This is a genomic window from Streptomyces sp. V3I7, from assembly GCF_030817495.1.
Classification (GTDB): Bacteria; Actinomycetota; Actinomycetes; order Streptomycetales; family Streptomycetaceae; genus Streptomyces.
Map to the genome: position 1 here is coordinate 2,218,281 of NZ_JAUSZK010000001.1, position 23,765 is coordinate 2,242,045.

General features: G+C 73.0%; 16 protein-coding genes and 1 pseudogene. 3 read left to right on the forward strand and 14 right to left on the reverse strand.

Going from position 1 to position 23,765, the window contains the following annotated elements; all coding sequences use genetic code 11:
• Positions 1-12: 12 nt before the first annotated feature.
• From QFZ74_RS10410 to hrcA, 6 genes and pseudogenes are all read right to left on the reverse strand, one after another.
• Positions 13-3,163, reverse strand: a pseudogene (locus QFZ74_RS10410) (S41 family peptidase).
• 97 nt (positions 3,164-3,260) lie between these two features.
• The gene (locus tag QFZ74_RS10415; protein ID WP_307620527.1) at positions 3,261-3,836 is read right to left on the reverse strand and encodes a hypothetical protein; all 576 of its coding nucleotides are present in this window, start codon (positions 3,834-3,836) and stop codon (positions 3,261-3,263) included.
• 100 nt (positions 3,837-3,936) lie between these two features.
• Positions 3,937-4,686: a 16S rRNA (uracil(1498)-N(3))-methyltransferase gene (locus QFZ74_RS10420; RefSeq protein WP_307620528.1), complete on the reverse strand. Its 750-nt coding sequence runs from the start codon at positions 4,684-4,686 to the stop codon at positions 3,937-3,939.
• Positions 4,683-5,804, reverse strand: coding sequence for a nitronate monooxygenase (locus QFZ74_RS10425; protein WP_307620529.1), 1,122 nt, complete (start codon positions 5,802-5,804; stop codon positions 4,683-4,685). The genes QFZ74_RS10420 and QFZ74_RS10425 overlap by 4 nt, the downstream gene beginning before the upstream one ends.
• Positions 5,805-5,858: 54 nt before the next feature.
• Complete coding sequence (dnaJ, locus tag QFZ74_RS10430; RefSeq protein ID WP_307620530.1) at positions 5,859-7,007, reverse strand: molecular chaperone DnaJ; 1,149 nt, start codon at positions 7,005-7,007, stop codon at positions 5,859-5,861.
• A complete protein-coding gene (gene hrcA, locus QFZ74_RS10435) occupies positions 7,008-8,024 on the reverse strand; it encodes a heat-inducible transcriptional repressor HrcA (RefSeq protein ID WP_307620531.1) in 1,017 nt (338 codons plus the stop codon).
• A gap of 165 nt (positions 8,025-8,189) precedes the next feature.
• Here hrcA and QFZ74_RS10440 point away from each other — a divergent pair, with 165 nt between their 5' ends.
• Positions 8,190-8,912, forward strand: coding sequence for an MBL fold metallo-hydrolase (locus QFZ74_RS10440; protein ID WP_307620532.1), 723 nt, complete (start codon positions 8,190-8,192; stop codon positions 8,910-8,912).
• Positions 8,913-8,959: 47 nt separating this feature from the next.
• Positions 8,960-9,778, forward strand: coding sequence for a DUF3097 domain-containing protein (locus QFZ74_RS10445; protein ID WP_307620533.1), 819 nt, complete (start codon positions 8,960-8,962; stop codon positions 9,776-9,778).
• Positions 9,779-9,998: 220 nt separating this feature from the next.
• Here QFZ74_RS10445 and hemW read toward each other — a convergent pair whose 3' ends face one another.
• The 4 genes from hemW to lepA form a co-directional block, all read right to left on the reverse strand.
• On the reverse strand, positions 9,999-11,231 hold the full coding sequence (gene hemW / locus QFZ74_RS10450) for a radical SAM family heme chaperone HemW (RefSeq protein WP_307620534.1): 1,233 nt from the start codon (positions 11,229-11,231) through the stop codon (positions 9,999-10,001).
• A 126-nt stretch (positions 11,232-11,357) separates the two neighbouring features.
• Positions 11,358-13,274 (reverse strand): SpoIIE family protein phosphatase, encoded by a 1,917-nt coding sequence (locus tag QFZ74_RS10455; RefSeq protein WP_307620535.1) that lies wholly within the window; start codon positions 13,272-13,274, stop codon positions 11,358-11,360.
• Between the two features lie 257 nt (positions 13,275-13,531).
• Complete coding sequence (locus QFZ74_RS10460; RefSeq protein ID WP_307620536.1) at positions 13,532-15,409, reverse strand: long-chain fatty acid--CoA ligase; 1,878 nt, start codon at positions 15,407-15,409, stop codon at positions 13,532-13,534.
• 320 nt (positions 15,410-15,729) lie between these two features.
• The gene (gene lepA, locus QFZ74_RS10465; protein WP_307620537.1) at positions 15,730-17,598 is read right to left on the reverse strand and encodes a translation elongation factor 4; all 1,869 of its coding nucleotides are present in this window, start codon (positions 17,596-17,598) and stop codon (positions 15,730-15,732) included.
• A gap of 234 nt (positions 17,599-17,832) precedes the next feature.
• Here lepA and rpsT point away from each other — a divergent pair, with 234 nt between their 5' ends.
• Entirely contained in the window at positions 17,833-18,099 is a 267-nt protein-coding gene (gene rpsT / locus QFZ74_RS10470) for a 30S ribosomal protein S20 (RefSeq protein ID WP_030601710.1), read from the forward strand.
• 276 nt (positions 18,100-18,375) lie between these two features.
• Here the strand turns inward: rpsT and holA are convergent, their stop codons facing one another.
• The 4 genes from holA to QFZ74_RS10490 form a co-directional block, all read right to left on the reverse strand.
• Positions 18,376-19,365 carry a DNA polymerase III subunit delta gene (holA, locus tag QFZ74_RS10475; protein ID WP_307620538.1) on the reverse strand — a complete coding sequence of 330 codons (990 nt, stop codon included), beginning with the start codon at positions 19,363-19,365 and terminating at the stop codon, positions 18,376-18,378.
• 76 nt (positions 19,366-19,441) lie between these two features.
• Positions 19,442-19,687, reverse strand: a complete 246-nt coding sequence (locus QFZ74_RS10480; protein ID WP_307620539.1) for a hypothetical protein — start codon at positions 19,685-19,687, stop codon at positions 19,442-19,444.
• A gap of 405 nt (positions 19,688-20,092) precedes the next feature.
• The gene (locus QFZ74_RS10485) at positions 20,093-22,672 is read right to left on the reverse strand and encodes a ComEC/Rec2 family competence protein (RefSeq protein ID WP_307620540.1); all 2,580 of its coding nucleotides are present in this window, start codon (positions 22,670-22,672) and stop codon (positions 20,093-20,095) included.
• Entirely contained in the window at positions 22,669-23,559 is an 891-nt protein-coding gene (locus tag QFZ74_RS10490; protein WP_373462479.1) for a helix-hairpin-helix domain-containing protein, read from the reverse strand. Before QFZ74_RS10490 ends, QFZ74_RS10485 begins: the two co-directional genes overlap by 4 nt.
• Between the last annotated feature and the right edge of the window lie 206 nt (positions 23,560-23,765).

The window sequence follows — 23,765 nt, forward strand, 5'->3', positions numbered from 1 at the left end:
CCCCGCGCCCCTTCAGGTCGGCAGAGTCGGCGGCGTCTTCACGGGCCGCTCCTCCAACGCTTCCAGCGCCAGTCTGATCGCCTCGTCCAGTTGTACGTCGCTCCCCGCCGCCCAGTCCTGTGGGCGCTGTACGACCTCGACGTCCGGGTCGACGCCGTGGTTCTCCACGCCCCAGCCGTAACCCTCCAGCCAGTAGGCGTACTTCGGCTGGGTGACGAGTGTGCCGTCGACGAGGGCGGTAGCGGCTGTCGATGCCGATCACGCCGCCCCAGGTGCGCGTGCCGACCACGGGGCCGATGCCGAGGGCGCGTATCGCCGCGTTGACGATGTCGCCGTCGGAGCCGGAGAACTCGTTGGCGACGGCGACCACGGGCCCGCGGGGCGCGTCCTGCGGGTAGCTGATGGGCCGCATCCCGCGCGGCACGGCCCAGCCGACGATCCGCCGGGCCAGCTTCTCCACGACGAGCTGGGAGGTGTGGCCGCCCCGGTTCTCCCGGACGTCGACGACCAGCCCCTCGCGGGTCACCTCGCTGCGCAGGTCGCGGTGGATCTGGGCCCAGCCGGGGGCCTGCATGTCGGGCACGTGGAGATAGCCGAGCCGGCCGCCCGAGCGCTCGTGGACGTGGGCGCGCCGGTCGGCGACCCAGGCGTGGTAGCGCAGCGGCTCCTCGTCGGCGAGCGGGATGACGACCGTGTGCCGCGGGTCGCCGCCGCCGGCGGGCGAGACGGTCAGCTCGACGGGCTGTCCGGCGGTTCCGACGAGCAGGGGGCCGGGTCCGGTCACCGGGTCGACCAGGTGGCCGCCGACGGCCACGATCGCGTCCCCGGCGCGCACGGCGACACCGGGCGCGGCGAGCGGGGCGCGGGCCTCGGGGTCGGAGGTCTCCGAGGGCAGGATGCGGTCGATGCGCCAACTGCCGTCCGGGTGGCGGGAGATGTCGGCGCCGAGCAGGCCCTGGCGGGCGCCGCCGTCGTATCCGCCGCGCGGGATGACGTAGGCGTGCGAGGTGCCGAGTTCGCCCTGCACCTCCCACAGCAGGTCGACCAGGTCGTCGTGGGTGGCGATGCGGTCGAGCACCGGGCGGTAGCGGTCGAGGACGCCGTCCCAGTCCACGCCGCTGAGGTCGGGGCGCCAGAACTGGTCGCGCATGATGCGGCCGGTCTCGTCGTACATCTGCCGCCACTCGGCGGCCGGTTCGACCGTCTGCCGGATCCGGGCGAGGTCGACGGTGAAGCTGGTGTCGCCGTCGTCGTCGGAGGGGGCGCGCCGGTCGCTGGGGACGACGCGGAGCCGCTCGTCGGTCCACAGCAGGACGCGTCTGCCGTCGCCGCTGACCTCGAAGTGGTCGGCGTCCGCGGCGAGATGCTCCAGGCGCCGCTGGGCGAGGTCGTAGCGCTCCAGCTCGGTCTTGGGCTCGGGGTCGTCGGGGGTGGCCCGGCCGGCGCCGAGGGTGCCGCGCACCGGGTGCCGCAGCCACAGCACGCCGTCCTTGGCGGCGCGCAGGCCGGAGTAGCGGGCGGCCTCGACCGGGAAGGGCACGATCCGGTCGGCGAGGCCGTCGAGGTCGACGCGGGTGACCGGGGTGCCCTCGCTGTCGGGGGTCTCGTCCCGGTCGGGCGTCTCGAAGGCGCGGCCGTGCCGCTGCGGGCCGAAGGGCGAGGGCGTGGTCGCGGCCAGGGTGATCAGGTGCGGGCGGTCGCCGACGACGAAGGCCAGGTCGAAGACGTGTTCGTCGTAGACGGGGTCGAAGGAGCGGTTGGAGAGGAAGGCGAGGTGCTTGCCGTCGAGGGTGAACGCGGGCGCGTAGTCCCTGAAGCGCAGCGGGGTCGCCTCGGTGACGGAGAGGTCGGTGGTGTGGGCGAGCCGGAGCTGGGAGAGGGGGCGCGGGCCGGGGTGGGTCCAGGCGAGCCACGCCGAGTCGGGCGAGAAGGCGAGGCCGTGGACGTCGCCGTCCTCGCTGCGGTCGACCTCGCGGACCTCGCCGGTCTCCCGCTCGACGAGCAGCAGGCGTCCGTCGTGCGCGGCGACGGCGGCGCGGCTGCCGTCGGGGGCCATGGCCAGCTCCAGCACCCGGCCGAGCTGTCCGGCGGCGAGCCGCCTGGCGGTGGCGCCGGGGGCGAGGCCGGTGGCCGGGGCGAACTCCAGGGCGTCCTCGCCCTCGGCGTCCGTCACCCACACCACCCACTCCTCGCCGTCCATGCGGAAGGTGCGCGGCAGCCGGGCCCGTACGCCGGGCCGGTCGGCGAGCGCGCGGGCGGGGCCGGAGCGGTGGGTGACCCAGTGGACGGCGCCGCGCACACAGACGGCGCTGCCGCGTGCGGTGTGGTCGGGCGAGGCGTCCGAGAACCAGCGGGCTGCGTCCACCGGGTACGGCTGGAGGTCCACCCGCGGTCCGCCGAGCCGGATGTCCAGGCGCCGGGGCTCGGCGCCCTCCAGGTCGTCCAGCAGCCACAGTTCGCCGGCGCTGGCGTAGACGACACGGCGGCCGTCGCTCGCCGCGTGCCGGGCGTAGAAGCCTTCCTCGAGCGGGGTGTGCCTGCGCAGACCGGAGCCGTCGGCGAGGGAGGAGTAGAAGGAGCCGGTGCCCTCGTGGTCGGAGAGGAAGCCGATCCGGTCCCCGGCCCACAGCGGGCACTCGATGTTGCCGTCCAGGTCCGCGTGCAGCCGGACGAACTCGCCGTCGCCGTCGCGGTCGATCCACAACTTGCCCGCCGTGCCGCCCCGGTAGCGCTTCCACCAGGCCGCCTCCCGGCCCATGAGCGCCGAGAGCAGGACGGTGCGCTCCCCGAACGCGACGTCGCCGACGGGGCCGTAGGGAAGGGTGGTCGCCGGTCCGCCGTCCAGCGGGACGGCGCGCGCCCAGCTGCGGCGCAGGCTGGCCTGTCCTTGCGTGGAGAGCGCGAGGACCTGTCCGTCGGGGGTCCAGCCGAGCACGCGGGTGTGCCAACTGCCCCAGTACGTCAGCCGTTTGGAGACGCCGCCCTCGACGGGGGCGACATGGACCTCCGGTGCGCCGTCGCGGGTGGAGGTCCAGGCGACGGTGGTGCCGTCGGGTGAGATCCGGGGCTGGGTCACCGGTACGTTGTCGGCGCTGACCCGCCATGCCCGGCCGCCGTCGAGCGGCGCGAGCCAGACGTCGTCCTCGGCGGTGAAGGCGACCAGATCGCCGTGCAGGTGCGGGAAACGGAGATACGAACCCGTGGACGCAGTCACCCGGTCACCCTATGCACGCGGCGGCGTCCGTGGGCCCGGTTTCCGATCACTTGCCTTCGACGGGCCGGCAACTCGGGTCCGTCTCGCACCAGATGGTCCGGGTGACGGTCACCGTGACGGTGGGGCGGGGCTGCCCGCCGGCCGGGGGCCGGTGGGTGGCGGGCGGGCTGTACGCCGGGCCGGGGGTGGCGTCGCAGTCGCCGAGGCCGTGCACATGGAACCGCTCCTTGCCGCCGACCCGGGCGACGAGGTCGCCGCGCACGCACGCGCCGTCCACGGCCCGGGTGACGCGTCCGGTCACGGTGATCTTCCGCCCGTCCTCGGTCCGCCCCTGGCAGTCGACGGACACCACGGTGGACTCGCTGGGCGACGGGCTCCGCCCGGACGCCTGGGTCCGCCCGCCGCTGCCGTAGTCGCCGGTGCAGCTGAGCCAGCGCACGTCGACATGCTGCCGGTCGAGTCGGGCCGTCGCCGTCCGGTCGGTGGTGTACGCCGCCGACGCGGAGTTCAGGTCCCCCGGCCGGCAGCCCGCGACGGTGACCGCAGCCAGCGCCGCGAGTCCCGCCGCGGCCACCGGCCGCACCGCGCGGGGCCGTTGCCGCGTTCGCCTCAATACCCCCATGCAGGGCAGCGTCCCACCGACACGCGCACCGCGGTAGGGCGCATACGGCCACTCACGTGTTCGGGCAGCTCACCGATGGGTGACGTGCGGGGTGGTGCCGTCAGCTCCAGCGCCCGGTGCGGCCCAGCAGCAGGGCCGCCGCCGCGGTGCCCGCGGTGGAGGTGCGCAGGACGGAGCGGCCGAGGACGTACGGCTTGGCGCCCGCCGCCCGGAAGGCCGCCAACTCGTCGGAGGAGACGCCGCCTTCGGGACCGACGACGAGCACGATGTCGCCCTCGGCGGGGAGTTCGGCGGTGGCGAGCGGCTCGCTGACGGTGTCGAAGTCGGAGTGCAGCACGGCGGCGAAGTCGGCGTCGGCCAGAAGTGCCGCCACCTGCTTGGTCGTCGCGGCGTCGGCCACCTCGGGGAAGCGGACCCGGCGGGACTGCTTGCCGGCCTCGCGGGCGGTGGCCCGCCACTTGCCGAGGGCCTTCAGCCCGCGCTCGCCCTTCCACTGGGTGATGCAGCGGGACGCCGCCCACGGCACGATGGCGTCGACGCCGACCTCGGTCATGGTCTCCACGGCGAGTTCGCCCCGGTCGCCCTTGGGCAGGGCCTGCACGACGGTGATGCGCGGGGACTCGGCGGGCTCCTGGACGACATCGCCCAGCCGGACGACCAGCCGGTCCTTGCCCTCGGTGCCGGTCACCTCGCACTCGGCCCAGCGCCCGGCGCCGTCGGTGAGGACGACGGCCTCGCCCGGCTGCAGCCGCTTCACGGAGACGGCGTGCCGTCCCTCGGGGCCGTCGAGGACGAAAGAGCCCGAGCCGTGCGCGGGGAACTCCTCGACGACGAAGACGGGAGCGGTCATCGGAGGTCACCTCCGGCGGACAGCGGGGCCTGGGCGGCGGCGAGTTCACCGGCGAGGACGTGGACGAGCTGCCCGGCGGGCAGGTCGCGGGCGAGCCGGTGCCCCTGGCCCGCCCACAGCGCCATGCCCTGCGCGTCCCCGGCCCTGGCGGCGGCCTTGCGCAGCGGCGCGGTGAGGTGGTGGACCTCGGGGTAGGCGGCGGGGGCGTACGGGCCGTGCTCGCGCAGGAACCGGTTGACCAGGCCGCGGGCCGGGCGGCCGGAGAAGGCGCGGGTCAGTTCCGTGCGGGCGAACAGGGGGTTGGTGAGCGCCTGCTTGTGCAGATCGGCGGCGCCGGACTCGGGGGTGGCGAGGAACGCGGTGCCGAGCTGGGCGGCACTCGCGCCCGCCGCGAGGACGGCGGCGATCTGGCTGCCGCGCATGATGCCGCCCGCGGCCACGACGGGCAGGTCCACGGTTTCGCGGATCAGGGCGACCAGGGAGAGCAGGCCGAGGCCGGCACCGTCGTTCTCCGGGAGGTCGCGGTGGGTGCCCTGGTGGCCGCCGGCCTCCACGCCCTGCGCGATCACGGCGTCGGCGCCGGACCGCTGTACCGCGAGGGCCTCCTCGGGGGTGGTCGCGGAGACCATCGTGAGGGTGCCGGCGCGGTGGAGGGAGTCGATCACCTCACGGCTCGGGACGCCGAAGTGGAAGGAGACCACCGGCACCGGGTTGTCGAGCAGCGCGGCCAGCTTGACCTCGTAGCCGTCGTCCCGGCCGCTGTCGGGGTCGCCGAGTTCGGTCCCGTACCAGGCGGCCTCGCCGCCGAGCTGATGCGCGTAGACCTCGACGGCGGCCGCGGCCGGCGTCGTCGCGCCCTCGGCCGCGGCGGCCGTGGGGCCCGCGCTCGAACACTCCGGCTGGGGCACGAACAGGTTGACGCCGAAGGGGCGCCCGGTGAGGCCCCGCAGCTGCTTGATCTCCTGGTACATCCCGTCGGCGGTCTTGTACCCGGCGGCGAGGAAGCCGAGGCCGCCCGCCTCGGACACGGCGGCGGCGAGCCGCGGGACGGCGACACCGCCCGCCATCGGGGCCTGCACGATCGGATGCCGGAAGAGATCGGTCAGTGCGGAGGACATGACGGCATGTTGTCACGTCCTCCGATCAACACCGAATCGGACGGTTCCCGGGCGTCAGCGCCCGTTGAACGCGTCCTTCAGCCGCGAGAACAGGCCCTGCTGACCGGGCTGGAACTGACCCAGGGGCCGTTCCTCGCCGCGCAGTTTGGCCAGCTCGCGCAGGAGGCGCTCCTGCTCGGGGTCGAGCTTGTTCGGGGTCTGGACCTCGACGTGGACGATCAGGTCGCCCCGGCCGCCGCCGCGCAGGTGCGTGATGCCCCGGCCGTGCAGCGGGATCGACTGGCCGGACTGGGTGCCGGGCCGGATGTCGACCTCCTCCATGCCGTCCAGCGTCTCCAGCGGCACCTTGGTGCCGAGGGCCGCCGCCGTCATCGGGATCGTGACCGTGCAGTGCAGGTCGTCGCCGCGCCGCTGGAAGGTCGAGTGCGGCAGCTCGTGGATCTCGACGTACAGGTCGCCGGCGGGACCGCCGCCGGGGCCGACCTCGCCCTCGCCGGCAAGCTGGATGCGGGTGCCGTTGTCGACACCGGCCGGGATCTTGACGGTCAGGGTGCGGCGCGAGCGGATGCGGCCGTCGCCGGCGCACTCCGGGCACGGCGTCGGGACGACCGTGCCGAAGCCCTGGCACTGCGGGCAGGGACGCGAGGTCATGACCTGGCCCAGGAAGGACCGGGTGACCTGCGAGACCTCACCGCGGCCGCGGCACATGTCGCACGTCTGGGCGGACGTGCCCGGTGCGGCGCCCTCGCCGTTGCAGGTGTTGCAGACGACCGCCGTGTCGACCTGGATGTCCTTCGTCGTGCCGAAGGCGGCCTCGTCGAGCTCGACGTCGAGCCGGATCATCGCGTCCTGGCCGCGGCGGGTGCGCGAGCGCGGTCCACGCTGCGAGGCCGTGCCGAAGAACGCGTCCATGATGTCGGAGAAGTTCCCGAAGCCCCCGGCACCGAATCCGCCCGCACCCGCGCCCGCACCGGCTCCGCCGGCCTGCGAGAGCGGGTCGCCGCCGAGGTCGTAGACCTGCTTCTTCTGCGGGTCCGACAACACCTCGTAGGCGGCGTTGATCTCCTTGAACCGCTCCTGCGTCTTCGGATCGGGATTGACGTCCGGGTGCAGCTCGCGCGCGAGCCGGCGGAACGCCTTCTTGATCTCATCCTGCGACGCGTCGCGGCGCACGCCGAGAACGGCGTAGTAGTCCGTGGCCACTTACGACTCCGCCAGGATCTGTCCGACGTACCGTGCCACTGCGCGTACCGCTCCCATCGTTCCCGGGTAATCCATGCGGGTCGGTCCGACCACGCCGAGCTTGGCTACTGCCTCGCCGCCCGAACCGTAGCCGACCGCCACCACGGAAGTGGAGTTGAGTCCCTCGTAGGCGTTCTCGTGACCGATGCGTACGGTCATGCCCGAATCCCCGGCCTCCCCAAGCAACTTGAGGAGCACGACCTGCTCCTCGAGTGCTTCGAGCACCGGACGGATGGTGAGGGGGAAGTCATGTCCGAAGCGCGTCAGATTGGCGGTACCGCCGATCATCAGCCGCTCCTCGTTCTCCTCGGCCAGCGTCTCCAGCAACGTGGAGAGCACTGCGGAGACCGTACCGCGATCCTCGACCTCGAAGGCCTCCGGCAGGTCCTCCACGAGACGCGGGACGTCCGTGAAGCGCCGGCCGGCGACCCTGCTGTTGAGCCGCGCCCGCAGATCCGCGAGCGTCGCCTCGCCGCACGGCGCCGGGCAGTCCACCAGCCGCTGCTCGACCCGGCCGGTGTCCGTGATCAGCACGAGCATGACGCGCGCCGGGGCGAGCGACAGCAGCTCCACGTGCCGCACGGTCGAGCGGGTCAGGGACGGGTACTGAACGACGGCGACCTGCCGGGTGAGCTGCGCGAGCAGCCGTACCGTGCGGGCCACGACGTCGTCGAGGTCGACCGCCCCTTCGAGGAAGTTCTGGATGGCGCGCCGCTCGGGCGCGGTCATCGGCTTCACGCCGGCGAGCTTGTCGACGAAGAGCCGGTAGCCCTTGTCGGTGGGGATGCGCCCCGCGCTGGTGTGCGGCTGGGCGATGAATCCCTCGTCCTCCAGGGCGGCCATGTCGTTGCGGACGGTGGCCGGGGACACCCCGAGGTTGTGCCGCTCGGTGAGCGCCTTGGAGCCCACCGGCTCCTCGGTGCCGACGTAGTCCTGGACGATGGCGCGCAACACCTGGAGCCTGCGCTCGCTCAGCATCGCACTCACCTCCGGAATCGGTCGTCACCGCGCTTCGCGGCCTGGCACTCTGCGCGTACGAGTGCCAATGTTCCCCGGCCAAGTGTACGGCCGTGAGGTACGGCGGGGGCAAGGCCGGTCCTGCGGCGTCGTGCCCCGGACGGACCTCACCGCTAGCGTCGCGGTATGACGGTGACTTGGGAAGACCTGGGGTGGGAGCGGCTGGCCGCCGGGGCCGGCCGGTGCCGCCTGCCGGGCTGGGACTGCACGGTGGGCCTGGTTCTCGGGGAGGGGACGGCGCTCGTCGTGGACGCCGGTTCCAGCCTCGCGGAGGGCGCCCGGCTGCGGACCGAGGCACAGGAACTGACCGGGCACCGTGTGACTCATCTCGCTCTCACGCACCCCCACTTCGACCATGTCCTCGGCGCTCCCGCGTTCGCGGGCGCGGAGGTGTTCGCCGCCGTGGGCACGGACGCCGTGTTCGCGTACGAGCGCGAGGAGCTGCGTCTGGACGCCGTCCGGCACGGTCTGCCGGCCCCGGAGGCGGAGCATGCGGCCGACGCCCTCGCGGTGCCGCGCCGTCTGGTCTCCGGCGAGTGGACGCTGGACCTGGGCGGCGGCCGCCAGGTGCTGCTGGCGAACGTGGGCCCGGGGCACACGGCGTACGATCTGGCGGTTCTGGTGCCGGGCGACCCGGAGGTGGTCTTCTGCGGCGACCTGGTCGAGGAGTCCGGCGCTCCGCAGGCGGGATCCGACGCCGTCCCGGCGCAGTGGCCGGCCGCCCTGGACCGGCTGCTCGCCCTCGGCGGCGAGGACGCGCTCTACGTGCCCGGTCACGGCGCGGTGGTGGACGCGGGGTTCGTGCGCAGGCAGCGGGACGAGCTGGCGGCGCGTTTCGGCGTGTCGTAAGCGCGGGTCGCTAGTGCTGGTCGCGGGCTTCTCCTATCGTCATCCGAATGCGCCAGTACTCCGCCGACCTGACCCCGCCGTGGAAGAAGCCGAAGCCCGCCCCGGAGGTCCCGGCGGACCCCGGCCTGGTGGTGGAGGAGCCCGGCACCGGCTTCTGCGGCGCGGTGATCCGCTGCGAGGCGGGCACGGTGACCCTGGAGGACCGCTTCGGCAAGCACCGGGTGTTCCCGCTGGAGCCGAGGGGCTTCCTGCTGGAGGGCCAGGCGGTGACCCTCGTACGGCCTGCGTCAGCGGCTGTACGTCCCACCCGTACGGCATCCGGTTCGGTCGCCGTCCCCGGCGCCCGCGCCCGGGTGGCCCGTGCCGGGCGCATCTACGTCGAGGGCCGGCACGACGCGGAGCTGGTCGAGAAGGTGTGGGGCGACGACCTGCGCATCGAGGGCGTGGTGGTTGAGTACCTGGAGGGCGTGGACGACCTCCCGTCGATCGTGGCGGAGTTCGGGCCAGGGCCGGACGCCCGGCTGGGCGTGCTGGTGGACCACCTGGTGCCGGGCACGAAGGAGTGGCGCATCGCGGAGTCGGTGACGAGCGAGCACGCCCTGGTCGTCGGCCATCCGTACATCGACATCTGGGAGGCCGTGAAGCCCTCGTCCCTGGGGATTCCGGAGTGGCCGCGTGTGCCGCACGGGCAGGACTGGAAGACGGGCGTGTGCCGGGCGCTGGGCTGGCCGTCGGACAACACGGGGGCGGTCTGGCAGGCGATCCTGAAACGGGTGGGGTCCTACAGGGACCTGGAGCCGGCGTTGCTGGGACGGGTGGAGGAGCTGATCGACTTCGTCACGGCAACGGGTACCGGTAGGGCTTGACGTCGGGCAGCGTCCCGAAGCCGCTGGTGTCCACTTCGCCCCCCCCAAAGCCTCGAGTCCGTCGGGCGGCTCGAACCCCTCGAAGGACTCTGCGACTCCACGTTCGTCCACAGCGGTCATCTCCGTGGCCTCCACAATTCGCCGCGTACGGTCAGCGGCGGACTACGAATCAGGTCAGGGACCGAACCGGCGTTTCGCAGTGGTTCACCCCGCCGAGTGATCAGTCCACCAGGTCCCGCACCACCGCGTCCGCCAGCAGCCGCCCGCGCAGCGTCAGCACGGCCCGCCCCTCGTCGTACGCCCCCTGCTGCAGGAGCCCGTCCGACAGTGCCTGGCGCGAGGCCGCGAGGCCGTCGGGGCGCAGCAGATCCAGCGGCGCCCCCTCGCGCAGCCGCAGTTCCAGCAGGATGCGCTCGACCCTGCGGTCCTCGGCCGAGAGGAGTTCCCGGCCCGCGCCCGGTGAGCGGCCGGAGGCCAGCGCCGCCGCGTACGCCCCCGGGTGCTTGACGTTCCACCAGCGCACCCCGCCGACGTGGCTGTGGGCTCCGGGGCCGGCGCCCCACCAGTCGGCGCCGCGCCAGTAGAGCTCGTTGTGCAGGCAGCGGCCGGCGGCCGAGGTGGCCCAGTTGGAGACCTCGTACCAGTCGAAGCCGGCCGCGGCCAGGCGCTCCTCCGCGATGAGGTAGCGGTCCGCGTGGACGTCGTCGTCGGTCATGGGGACCTCGCCGCGGCGGATCCGGCGGGCGAGCTGGGTGCCCTCCTCGACGATGAGCGCGTAGGCGCTGATGTGGTCGGGTCCGGCGCCGAGGGCCGCGTCCAGCGAGGCCCGCCAGTCGTCGTCGGACTCGCCCGGGGTGCCGTAGATCAGGTCGAGGTTGACGTGCTCGAACCCGGCCGCGCGGGCCTCGGCGACGCAGGCCTCGGGGCGGCCCGGGGTGTGCGTGCGGTCGAGGATCTTGAGCACGTGCTGTTTCGCGCTCTGCATGCCGAAGGAGATCCGGTTGAAGCCGCCCTCGCGCAGGGTGGCGAGGTAGGCCGGGTCGACGGACTCGGGGTTCGCCTCGGTCGTGATCTCCGCGTCGGCCGCCAGCCCGAACTCGTCGCGGATCGCCGCCAGCATCCGCACCAGGTCGGCGGCGGGCAGCAGGGTCGGCGTGCCGCCGCCGACGAAGACCGTGCGGACCTCGCGCGGGTCGTCGCCGAGCACCTTGCGGGCGAGGCGGATCTCGTCGGTCAGGGTGTCCGCGTAGTTCTCCCGGGAGGCGAGCACACCGCCGGTGCCGCGCAGCTCGGTGGCGGTGTAGGTGTTGAAGTCGCAGTAGCCGCAGCGGGTCGCGCAGTACGGGACGTGCAGATAGAACCCGAGGGGTCGGTCGGCGGCCCCGGCGAGCGCGGAGGCGGGCAGCGCCCCGTCGGTGGGGACGGGCTCGCCGTCGGGGAGAGCGGAAGGCATGCCTTCCATTGTCCAGCACCAGCGCACAAGCCATGGTCCAGCACCGGCGGGAAAGCTCCGGGACGACGGAGAGGCTCCCGGACGACGGAAAGAGGCTCCCGGACGACGGGAAAGCTCCTCAGGCCGTCACTCGGCCTGGAGCACCAGCAGGGCGAGGTCGTCCTCCGGCGGGCGCGCGCCGAACTCGTGGACCAGCCGCCGGATCCGTTCCGCGATCAGCTCGGCGTCCAGACCCGCGCAGCCGGCGAGCGCCTGGGCCAGCCCGTCGCCGTCGTCGAACTGGCGGGAGCCGGAGCGCCGTTCGGTCACGCCGTCGGTGACGCACAGCAGGCTGGCGCCGTGGCCGAGCTCGATGGTCTCGCTGGTGTACGTGGCGTCCTCGACGACGCCGAGCAGGGTCTGCGGCCGGGCGGCCGTGCGGACCTCGCCGTCGGGGCCGAGGAGCAGCGGGAGCGGGTGCCCGGCGGAGGCGAGGGTGCAGCGGACGCCGCCGTCGAAGGGCACCAGTTCGCCGTAGAGCAGCGAGAGGAAGCGGGTCTGGGGACCGCCGTCGCCGGCCCCCAGGGCCCGGCCCCCGGCGGCCACGAGCGCGCGGGCGGCGGCGTCCGCGGCCTCGGTGGCGTCGTCGAGGAGGAGCTGGTTGAGGCGGTCGAGGACGTCGGCGACGCGGTAGCCCTCGCGTGCGAGCAGGCGCAGCCAGGGCCGGGCGAGCCCGATCACCACGGCGGCCTCCGGGCCCTTGCCCTGTACGTCGCCGACGGCGAAGCACCAGCGGCCCTCTCCGGCCGGGAACAGGTCGTAGAAGTCGCCGCTGGGGCCGCCCTTGTCGCACGGCTCGTAGACGAGCGCGCTGCGCAGCCCGGGGATCTCGGCGACGGCGCCGGGCAGCAGCCCGCGCTGGAGGACGGCGCTGATGGTGGCCTGCCGGGCGTACTGGCGGGCGGCGCCGATGGCGAGGGCGACGCGGCGGGCGAGGTCCTCGACGAGCCCGGTGATCTCGTCGGGGAAGCCCGTCGGCCCGCACCGGCCGATGACCAGCGTGCCGAGCGGCCGGCCGCCCGCGATCAGCCGGTAGGCGAGCGCGGTGCCGTGGGTACCGCGCGGGCCGAGCGCCTCGCCCGGCCAGGGGTAGGGCTCGGGGCCGGAGCGCAGGACGTCGTCCCTCGGGCGCGGCGGGTCCTTCTCCAGCGCGCGGTGCAGCTCCTCGATCCGGTGCTCGCTGCTGTGCCACACCCGGGCCAGCCGCGGGCCGGCCACCCCGACGCCGTCGCCCGCCGGGGAGGGCGAGCCCCAGCGCCCGGTCGACTCGTCCTCGAGCCACACCGCGCACCAGTCGGCGAGCCTCGGCACGATCATCTGTCCGGTGAGGGCGGCGACCAGGCTCTCGTCGAGCTGCCCGGCGAGCAGGTCGGAGGCCTCGGCGAGGAACGACAGCGCGCCCCGGCCGAGCCAGTCGCGGTCCCGCTCGGCGCGGGCGGGCTCCGGGGCGAACTCCTCGGCGAGACGGAGCCCGCCCTGCCCGGCGTACGCCTCACCCGCGCCGGCCGGCGCGCTCCCCTCCAGGGGCAGCCGCGCCCACACCGTCTTGGCGCCGGTGCGGTAGGTGACGCCCCAGGACTCGGCGAGCGTGGCGACGAGGCGCAGGCCGCGCCCGTACTCCGGGGTGTCGTACGCCGTCTCGCCGCCGCCGTCGCGCGGGGCGCGGGAGGGGTGGTGGTCGGTGACCTCGACGACGGCCGCCCCGCTCTGCTCCAGGGCGCAGACCAGCTCCAGGTCCGTGCCGGCGTGCACGACGGCGTTGGTGACCAGCTCGCTGACGACGATCGTCACGTCGTCGGCCAGCCGCCCCGCACCCTCCGCGCCGACCAGGCCGAGGCGGCCCCAGTCGCCGAACGCCGCCCGCACCAGCGTCCGGGCCGAGCCGGGCGCGAGGGGGCTGCCGGGCAGCGTCGCCCGGACCCGCGGCAGCCCGTCGGCGACCGGGCACGCGGCCCCGTCACGGGCACGGGACGCGGTCTCCCGCTGCGTGGGTATGGCCCCCATGGCCGGCTCCCCGAACGTTTCGGACGAATGGGCCTGTGTCGTTGCCGACAGCGTGACAGACAGACCGCGCCCATAAGCACCGAGTTACCGAAGTGGGCGATCGGGGAGAGCAACACAACACACGTGCTCGCACCCGGACAGAAACCGTCCAGACTCCGAACACACCGACGCCTCAGGGGCGCGGGGAACTGCGCGCCCAGCCACGACCCACCCGCAGCCGGAACCCGACCCGCATGTCCCCGCCCCCAGCGGAGCGCCTACGCCTCGCGCGCCCCCGCGTACATCTCGTCGATCAGGTCCTTGTACGCCCGCTCCACCACCGGCCGCTTCAGCTTCAGGCTCGGGGTGATCTCGCCGTGCTCGATGTCGAGGTCGCGCGGCAGCAGGCGGAACTTCTTGACGGTCTGCCAGCGCTGGAGGCCCTGGTTGAGCTGCTTGACGTAGCCGTCGATCAGCTCGACCGTGGCCGGCGCCGCGACGACCTCGGCGTACGCCTTGCCGCCCAGGCCGTTCTCCTGCGCCCAGGCCAGGATCGCGGGCTCGTCGAGGGCGATGAGGGCGGTGCAGAAGTTCCGGTCGGCGCCGTGCACGAGGATGTTGGAGACGTACGGGCACACCGCCTTGAACTGCCCCTCGACCTCGGCGGGCGCGATGTACTTGCCGCCGGACGTCTTGATCAGGTCCTTCTTGCGGTCGGTGATGCGCAGATAGCCGTCGGGGGACAGCTCGCCGATGTCGCCGGTGTGGAACCAGCCGTCGGACTCCAGCACCTCGGCGGTCTTCTCGGGCAGCCCGTGGTAGCCCTGCATGATGCCGGGGCCGCGCAGCAGGATCTCGCCGTCGTCCGCGATGCGCACCTCGGTGCCGGGCACCGGCTTGCCGACGGTGCCGGTGCGGTAGGCCTCGCCGGGGTTCACGAAGGAGGCCGCGGAGGACTCGGTGAGGCCGTAGCCCTCCAGGATGTGGATGCCGGCGCCCGCGAAGAAGTAGCCGATCTCGGGGGCGAGGGCGGCGGAGCCGGAGACACAGGCGCGCAGGTTGCCGCCGAAGGCCTCCCGGATCTTGGCGAAGACGAGCGCGTCGGCGGCCTTGTGCTTCATCCCGAGCGAGAACGGCACGGCCGCGGTCCCGGTGCGGCGGAAGTTGTCCTGCGAGACCTTGGCGTACTCGCGGGCGACGTCGGCCGCCCACTGGAAGATCTTGTACTTGGCCGCGCCGCCGGCCCGCGCCTTGGCCGCGACACCGTTGTAGACCTTCTCGAAGATGCGGGGCACGGCCGCCATGTACGTCGGCCGGACGACCGGCAGATTCTCGATGATCTTGTCGACCCGGCCGTCGACCGCGGTGACATGGCCGACCTCGATCTGGCCGGAGGTGAGCACCTTGCCGAAGACGTGCGCCAGCGGCAGCCACAGGTACTGCACGTCGTCCGGGCCGACCAGCCCGGTCGAGGCGATCGCCTTCGCCATGTACGACCAGTTGTCGTGCGGAAGGCGCACGCCCTTGGGACGGCCGGTGGTGCCGGAGGTGTAGATCAGCGTGGCGAGCTGGTCCTCGGTGATCGCCGCCACCCGCTCCTTGATGAGCTCGGGGTGCTTCTCCAGGTAGGCGGCGCCGCGCCGCTCCAGGTCGGCGAGCGTGAGCACCCAGTCGCCGGTCTCGGCAAGCTCGACGCCGGCCGGGTCGATGACCACCACATGGGTGAGGCCGGGCAGTTCGGCGCGCTTCTCCTGGGCCTTGGCGACCTGCGCCGTGTCCTCCGCGATCAGCACCCGACTGTCGGAGTCGGAGAGGATGAACGCCGACTCGTCCGCGTTGGTCTGCGGGTAGACGGTGGTCGTGGCCGCGCCCGCGCACAGGATGCCGAGGTCGGCGAGGATCCATTCGACGCGGGTCGAGGAGGCGAGCGCCACGCGCTGCTCGGGCTCCACGCCCAGTTCGATGAGGCCGGCGGCGATCGCGAAGACCCGCCGGGCGGCCTCGGCCCAGGTCAGCGACGTCCATGCGTCCGGGCCGGCGCCCGAAGCGACCGGGTAGCGGTAGGCCTCGGCGTCCGGTGTGGCCGCAACGCGGTCCAGAAAGAGGGACGCCACGGACGGCGGACGGTTCTCGATCAGTGTCTGTGTGTCGCTCACGACATCCTCCGGGACCCGCGACAGTGCGGCTGGCTCAGTTGCGTGCGTCTGGGTTGGCCACGGGCTGCGATCAGGGTCCGGACTGGCCCGGACAGTTGTTTAACCCGTGAGTAACTATCGAGCAGAGATCAGACTAGAGCCCGACCCGCCGGTGCGTAAGAGGCGTCGGCCAGTCAGTTTCCACGGAGAGCGACGCTACGCACGCGTAGGGGCCCGCCGCACTTTCGTACGACGGGCCCCTGTTGCACCCGGTTTGCCGGGCCGGCAGGCGTGACCGCGGTCACGTCCTGCCGTCGCGCGGTCACCGGCCGCGCCCTGGGTCACTTCTTGCTCTTGCCCGCGCTCTCGTCGCTGGACAGGACCGCGATGAAGGCCTCCTGCGGAACCTCCACGGAACCCACCATCTTCATCCGCTTCTTGCCCTCCTTCTGCTTCTCCAGCAGCTTCCGCTTACGGGAGATGTCACCGCCGTAGCACTTGGCGAGGACGTCCTTGCGGATGGCGCGGATGGTCTCGCGGGCGATGACCCGGGAGCCGATGGCGGCCTGGACCGGCACCTCGAAGCTCTGCCGCGGGATGAGCTCCCTGAGCTTGGCGACGAGCCGCACGCCGTACGCGTACGCCTGGTCCTTGTGGGTGATCGCCGAGAAGGCGTCGACCTTGTCGCCGTGCAGCAGGATGTCGACCTTGACCAGGGAGCTGGCCTGCTCGCCCGTGGGCTCGTAGTCCAGGGACGCGTAGCCGCGGGTCTTCGACTTCAGCTGGTCGAAGAAGTCGAAGACGATCTCGGCGAGCGGCAGCGTGTAGCGGATCTCGACGCGGTCCTCGGAGAGGTAGTCCATGCCGAGCAGCGTGCCGCGCCGGGTCTGGCACAGCTCCATGATCGCGCCGATGAACTCGGTGGGCGCGAGGACCGTGGCGCGTACGACCGGCTCGTACACCTCGGCGATCTTCCCCTCGGGGAACTCGCTCGGGTTGGTCACCGTGATCTCGGTGCCGTCCTCCATGACCACGCGGTAGACCACGTTGGGCGCGGTGGCGATCAGGTCCAGCCCGAACTCGCGCTCCAGCCGCTCACGGACCACGTCCAGGTGGAGCAGGCCGAGGAAGCCGACGCGGAAACCGAAGCCGAGGGCGGCGGAGGTCTCGGGCTCGTAGACGAGCGCGGCGTCGTTGAGCTGGAGCTTGTCCAGGGCCTCGCGCAGGTCCGGGTAGTCGGAGCCGTCGAGCGGATACAGACCGGAGAAGACCATGGGCTTCGGGTCCTTGTATCCGCCCAGGGGCTCCTCGGCGCCCTTGGCCTGGCTGGTGATCGTGTCACCGACCTTGGACTGGCGGACGTCCTTCACACCGGTGATGAGGTAGCCCACCTCGCCGACGCCGAGGCCGTCGGCCGGCAGCATCTCGGGCGAGTTGGTACCGATCTCCAGCAGCTCGTGCGTGGCGCCGGTCGACATCATCCGGATCCGCTCACGCTTGTTGAGCTGGCCGTCGATGACACGGACGTACGTCACGACACCGCGGTAGGAGTCGTAGACGGAGTCGAAGATCATCGCGCGGGCCGGGGCGTCCTTGACGCCGACCGGGGCCGGGATCCGCTCGACGACCCGGTCGAGGAGGGCCTCGACGCCCAGGCCGGTCTTGGCGGAGACCTTGAGCACGTCGTCGGGGTCGCACCCGATGAGGTTCGCCAGCTCCTCGGCGAACTTCTCCGGCTGGGCGGCCGGCAGGTCGATCTTGTTGAGCACGGGGATGATGGTGAGGTCGTTCTCCATCGCCAGGTAGAGGTTGGCGAGGGTCTGCGCCTCGATGCCCTGGGCGGCGTCGACGAGGAGGACGGTCCCCTCGCACGCGGCGAGCGACCGCGAGACCTCGTAGGTGAAGTCGACGTGCCCCGGGGTGTCGATCATGTTGAGGATGTGAGTGCTGCCCTGGTCGGGGCCCACGGTGGGGGCCCACGGCAGACGCACCGCCTGGGACTTGATCGTGATACCGCGCTCGCGCTCGATGTCCATCCGGTCGAGGTACTGAGCACGCATCTGCCGCTGCTCGACCACACCGGTCAGCTGGAGCATCCGGTCGGCGAGCGTGGACTTGCCGTGGTCGATGTGCGCGATGATGCAGAAGTTGCGGATCAGAGCCGGGTCGGTACGGCTCGGCTCGGGCACATGGTTAGGGGTCGCGGGCACGCAGGGTCCTGTCTCTTGAGGCGCCTTATGCCTCGGGTCGGATCGATACGTAGTCTCCATGGTCCCACGGGCGGCGACCTGGAAGCGGTTTGGGCCGTCCGGAGGGCCGCTGGTACTGTGGATGGCTGTGCCTCATGCCCTCTCAGGCGCGAGGCACGCGAGAAGATTCAGAAATTTTCGAAATCCCGGCACGGAGCCTTGCGGCCCCGTGCCTGAACCTGAAAAGGCTCTTTCGTGGCGAACATCAAGTCCCAGATCAAGCGGATCAAGACCAACGAGAAGGCTCGGCTGCGCAACAAGGCCGTCAAGTCCTCCCTGAAGACCGCGATCCGCAAGGCCCGCGAGGCTGCTGCCGCGGGTGACGTCGAGAAGGCCACCGAGTACCAGCGCGCTGCCGCGCGTCAGCTCGACAAGGCCGTCTCGAAGGGCGTCATCCACAAGAACCAGGCCGCCAACAAGAAGTCGGCCCTGGCTTCCAAGGTCACGACCCTCAAGGGCTGAGTCAACTCTGACTTGACCGCCGGAAGGACCTAGAGCGGGCCCTCTCTCATCCGCTCCCGACCGGCACCCCCGTGATCCGCGCGCGGCCTGCGTTCGCCACGCGGGCGCGGATCCTTCAGCTCGAACCGAAACCCCCGCCGTCCACCCTTCCCCAGGGTGAATCGGCGGGGGTTTTCGGCATGTGGCGAGGTGCTTCGGCAATGTAGCGAGGTGCTTCGGCATGTAGCGAGACGAGGTACCGGGGCTACTCGGGGGAGGGGGAGGCCAGCGGTATGTCTATCCGCGTCCACGGGAACGGGCCGCGCGCGCGATCGTCACGACGGCCTTCTCCAGCGCGTACTCGGGATCGTCCCCGCCGCCCTTCACACCCGCGTCCGCCTCGGCCACGGCGCGCAACGCGAGCGCCACCCCGTCCGGCGTCCACCCGCGCATCTGCTGCCGCACCCGGTCGATCTTCCACGGCGGCATCCCCAGCTCGCGGGCCAGATCGGCGGGACGCCCCCCGCGCGCCGACGACAGCTTCCCGATCGCCCGCACCCCCTGCGCCAGCGCACTGGTGATCAGCACCGGCGCCACCCCGGTCGCCAGCGACCAGCGCAGCGCCTCCAGCGCCTCCGCCGTACGCCCCTCGACCGCGCGGTCGGCGACCGTGAAGCTCGACGCCTCGGCCCGGCCTGTGTAGTACCGCCCGACGACGGCCTCGTCGATCGTCCCCTCGACATCGGCGACCAGCTGGGTCGCCGCGGACGCCAGCTCCCGCAGATCACTGCCGATCGCGTCGACCAGCGCCTGGCACGCCTCGGGCGTGGCCGACCGCCCGAGTCCGCGGAACTCGCTGCGCACGAACGCCAGCCGGTCCGCCGGCTTGGTCATCTTCGGGCAGGCCACCTCGCGCGCCCCCGCCTTACGCGCCGCGTCCAGCAGGCCCTTGCCCTTGGCCCCGCCCGCGTGCAGCAGCACGAGGGTGATCTCCTCGGCCGGCGAACCGAGATACGCCTTCACATCCTTGACGGTGTCGGCCGACAGGTCCTGCGCATTGCGTACGACGACGACCTTGCGCTCCGCGAAGAGCGACGAGCTGGTCAGCTCGGCGAGCGTGCCCGGCTGCAACTGGTCCGGGGTCAGGTCACGTACGTCCGTGTCCGCGTCGGCGGCCCTGGCAGCGGCCACCACCTCCCGCACGGCACGGTCGAGCAGGAGGTCCTCCTGGCCCACGGCGAGTGTCACCGGGGCGAGAGGGTCGTCGTCAGCAGTCTTCCTGGCCATCGCGACAAGCATCCCACGCCCCACTGACAACGGTCGGCGCGACCGCTTCACCGCCGCACGGCCTCCGGCTCACGGCTCACGGCTCCTCGCGCCACCCGTCCCACTCGCCCGCGAGCGCGTCCAGCTCCGCCGGGTCCAGCCGATCGCCCTCGTCGTGCAGGACGACCAGCCACTGCGCGTCTTCGGCGTCGTCCTCCCCGGCCAGCGCGTCCCGGACGAGCTGCGGCTCCTCGCCGATCCCGAAGCGCTCCCCGAGCGCCTCCGCCACCTCCTCCGCGGCATCACGATCGGGCAGCACCAGCACGTGTCTCACATCGCTCACGGGAACATTCTCGGGTACTGAGGGGAGGGGGAATGACCAGGTCGGGGGGGGTGGGCCGATCCTGGTTGAGGGGCGGGTCGATCCCGGTCGGGGGGCGGGCCGAGCCTGGGTCGGGGGCGGGCCGAGCCCGGTCGGGGGCGGGCCGAGCCCGGGTAGGGGGTGGGCCGAGCCCGGGTAGGGGGTGGGCCGAGCCCGGGTAGGGGGCCGTTCCCTGTCGCGGGGAGCCGTTCCCTGTCGCGGGGAGCCGTTCCCTGTCGCGGGGAGCCGTTCCCTGTGCCGGGGGGGGAGGTTCCCTGTCGCGGGCCGGCCGATCCCTGTCGCGGGGGACTTGCGCCGTTCCTTGGGGGGCTCCCCCTCCCCCTCTCCCTCACCACCCACCCCGCCCCCTCCCCCACCCCCCACCCCTCACCCCCGCGCCACGCGCAGCTCCGCCCCCTCCCCCGTGACCGCCAGTGCCCCGTCCTCGTCCGTGCGCAGCACCACGGCCCCGCCCGCCCGCAGCGCGGCCACGGTGCCGGGCGCCGGGTGGCCGTACGGGTTGTCCGCACCGCATGAGATGAGCGCGAGCCGCGGAGCCACCAGGCGCATCAGCTCCGGGTCCTGATAGGCCGAGCCGTGATGGGCGACCTTCAGCACGTCCACGCGGCCCGCCCCCGCTGCCGCCGGCGACCTCAACAGCGCCTGCTGGGACGGCGGTTCCAGGTCCCCGAGCAACAACAGCCGCAGCCCTCCCGACCGGACGAGCAACGTGAGGCTCGCGTCATTGGGCCCGTCCGGCTCCGGCGCCGGGAACGGAGATGCCATGCCGCTCGCCCCTCCCGCCTGAGTGCGAGGGCCGACGGGAGGCCACAACACCTGCCAGGAGAGCGCCCCGATACCCCGCCGCTCCCCGCCGACGGCCCGGGTGAGTGGGATGTGCCGCGCCGCCGCCTCCCTTCGTACGAACTCCACCTGGTCCGCGGGCTCCTCGAAGTACGTGGTCTCGATCGCCCCCACGGACCGCCCGCGCAGCACCCCGGGCAACCCCGCGACGTGGTCGGCGTGGAAGTGGGTGAGCACGAGGAGCGGGATCCGCGTGATGCCGAGTTCCCGTAGGCAGTGGTCGACGAGCTTCGGATCGGGTCCGGCGTCCACGACCACCCCACTGCCGTCGCCCGCCGCGAGGACCGTCGCGTCGCCCTGGCCCACGTCGCACATCGCGTAACGCCAGCCGGGCGACGGCCATCCCGTGATCACTCGGGTCAGCGGAGCCGGCCGTATCACCAGCAGCAGGAGCAGCGCCCCGCCGGCCGCGCACCACCACGGGTGCCGCAGCAACCGCCGCCCGACGAGCACGGCACTCACCGTGACCACGGCCAGCAGCAGCGCCCCCGTCCAACTGCCCGGCCAGTCCACTCCCCCGCCCGGCAGCGCGGCCCCGGTCCGAGCGACGCCAGCGATCCAGCCGGCGGGCCAACTCGCGCACCACGCCCACAGTTTGGCCAATGGCATCGCGACCGGCGCCGTCATCAGGGCCGCGAACCCCAGCACAGTGGCCGGGGCGACCGCGATTTCGGCGAGCAGGTTGCACGGCACCGCCACCAGGCTGACGCGTGCCGACAGCACCGTCACGACGGGCGCGCACACGGCCTGCGCCGCGGCAGCGGCGGCCAGCGCCTCCGCCAGTCGCGCGGGAAGCCCACGCCGTTGCAGGGCCGTGCTCCATCCCGGCGCGAGCACCAGCAGCGCGCCGGTCGCCAGCACCGAGAGCAGGAACCCGTAACTCCGCGCCAGCCAGGGGTCGTAGAGCACCAGCAGCAGAACGGCCGTCGCCAGCGCCGGGATCAGGGATCTGCGGCGTCCGGTCGCCAGGGCCAGCAGCGCGACCGCTCCGCAGGCGGCGGCCCGCAGCACACTCGGGTCGGGTCGGCACACGACGACGAATCCCAGTGTGAGCCCGGCCGCGAGCAGCGCGGTGCTCCGCAGCGAGATTCCGAGGCGTGGGGCGAGCCCGCGGCGCTCCACGTGCTGGGCCACTCCGGGTGGTCCGAGCAGCAGGGCGAGCAGGATGGTGAGGTTGCTCCCGGAGACCGCGAGTGTGTGCGCCAGGTCCGTCTCCTTGAAGGCCTCGTCCAGCTCGGGAGTGATCCGCGAGGTGTCCCCGACGACCAGCCCGGGAAGCAACGCCCGTGCGTCCGGCGGCAGTCCGTCGGTCGCCACCCGCAGCCCGGCCCGCAACCGCCCCGCCAGCCGCTGGGGCGCGCTCGGCTCCCGCACGACGGTTGGAGCACGCTGCTCCGTGACGCGCAGTACGGCCGCGCTCCGGTCCCCGTTCGTCATCGTGGGCGCCAGCCGTGCGCTCACCCGCAACCGGGTGGACGGCAGCAACCCGAGCCACGCCTCACGCCGCCCGTCTCCCGCGTGCCGCTCGCCGTCCCGCTCGGGCGCAGGCACCTCCGCGTCCACGATCATCAGCACCGGCGTCCGCGTGGTCACCGCCGTTCCGTCGGCCTGCTCGACGTGCCGCACCTCGGCGCGGACCAGGACCGCTTCCGGGGCCGCGTGATCGCCTCGGACACGGGGCTTACTGAGCCAGGGGTCGGACGTGAGCTCGACCTCCGCGGTCACCGTCGCGTACTGCCTGGCCAGCTCCGGTACCGGGCCACGGCGTACGTCCGCCCCGTGCAGCCCGGCGGACACGGCTGCCGCGGCGACGCACAGGAGGACGGCGGCGGCCGAGGCGCTCGGCCAGGTGAACAGCCCTCTGAACCGGTGGGGTCCGAGCCGGTGGGCCAGGAGCAGGGCAACTGCTGCCGTGAGGCAGGCCGTCGCGATGCCGGCAGCCCACGCGGGCGGAGCGTTCAGCGTCAGTGCCGCCGTCGCCCATACCGCCAGCGCGGGCGGCACCAGGCGGAGGTCCGTCGGTCCTTCCTGGCGGGGATGGGCCTTCCCCAGCCGTTTCTCGGAACCGGCGTGCACCGACCGGCGGGTGGGCGGCGGGCTCATGGCTGCACCAGGTTCCGCAGGTCGGAGAAGCGTCGATCCCCGATGCCGTTGACCTGGCGCAGCTCGTCCACGGAGCGGTAACCGCCGTGCTGGGTGCGGTAGTCGATGATGTGCTGGGCCAGCACGGGACCGACCCCGGGAAGGGTGTCGAGCTGGTCCGCGGTGGCCGTGTTGAGGGAGACCGGGGTCGCGGGGCCCGCCCCGGCCGCCGTGGAGCCCGAGGCCCCGGGCCCCGCTGCGGATCCGGTGCCTGGTGCCGCCGCCAGCGCCGGGGTACCGACGGCGACCTGTTCCCCATCGATGAGGAGGCGCGCGCGGTTGAGTCCCTCGGTGCTGGTGCCCGGCCGTACCCCGCCCGCCGCCCTCAGCGCGTCGGCGACCCTGGAGCCGGCCGGCAGCCGATGAATCCCGGGGTTCCGCACCTTGCCGCTGACATCCACCACGATCTCGGTCCCGGCGGTCCCTGGGGAGCCCCCGACCGCGGCTCCCGCGACGCCCCCGGCAGCGGCGGGCCCATCCGAGTCACCCTCGCTGCCCTTCCCCGCTCGGGCATCCGTACCGAACGACGCCTCCGCCCGCACCACTTGCGGCGCCTGTACAGGTTGGGTTCGGCCGGCCCAGAAGTGCTGCACGGCGAACACCGCGGCGGCGACGAGCAGAACCGAGAGCGCGACCACGCCCCGCCGTTCCATCCCGCACCTGGCCTGTAGCCAGACCGGCATGCGCTCCCGCACGGCAATCCCGACTCGTGCCCCCCACCCCGGCACCACATGACCGGAATCCCGGCGAGACTCGGCCGGTTGGTCCGCCGCCCATGCCGCCCATGCCTCCGATGCGTCCGATGCATCCGGCTCCTCCACAACCTCGGCTTCGCCGGGATGCACCACATCAGGTGGCCCATGCCCCGACTCCTCCCGCTCACCGACGCGTTCACCGGCACGCTCCCCGAAGAGCAGCTCCGCCCGGCGGCGCAGCTCACCCGCCGATGCGTGACGGTGGTTCCTGACGCGGTGTCGTGGTGCGGAACGGCGGTGGCCGGCGCGGCCGTCGGAGGCCGGGGCGGCGGCCCGGGCCGCTGGTCGCGGCCGCTGTG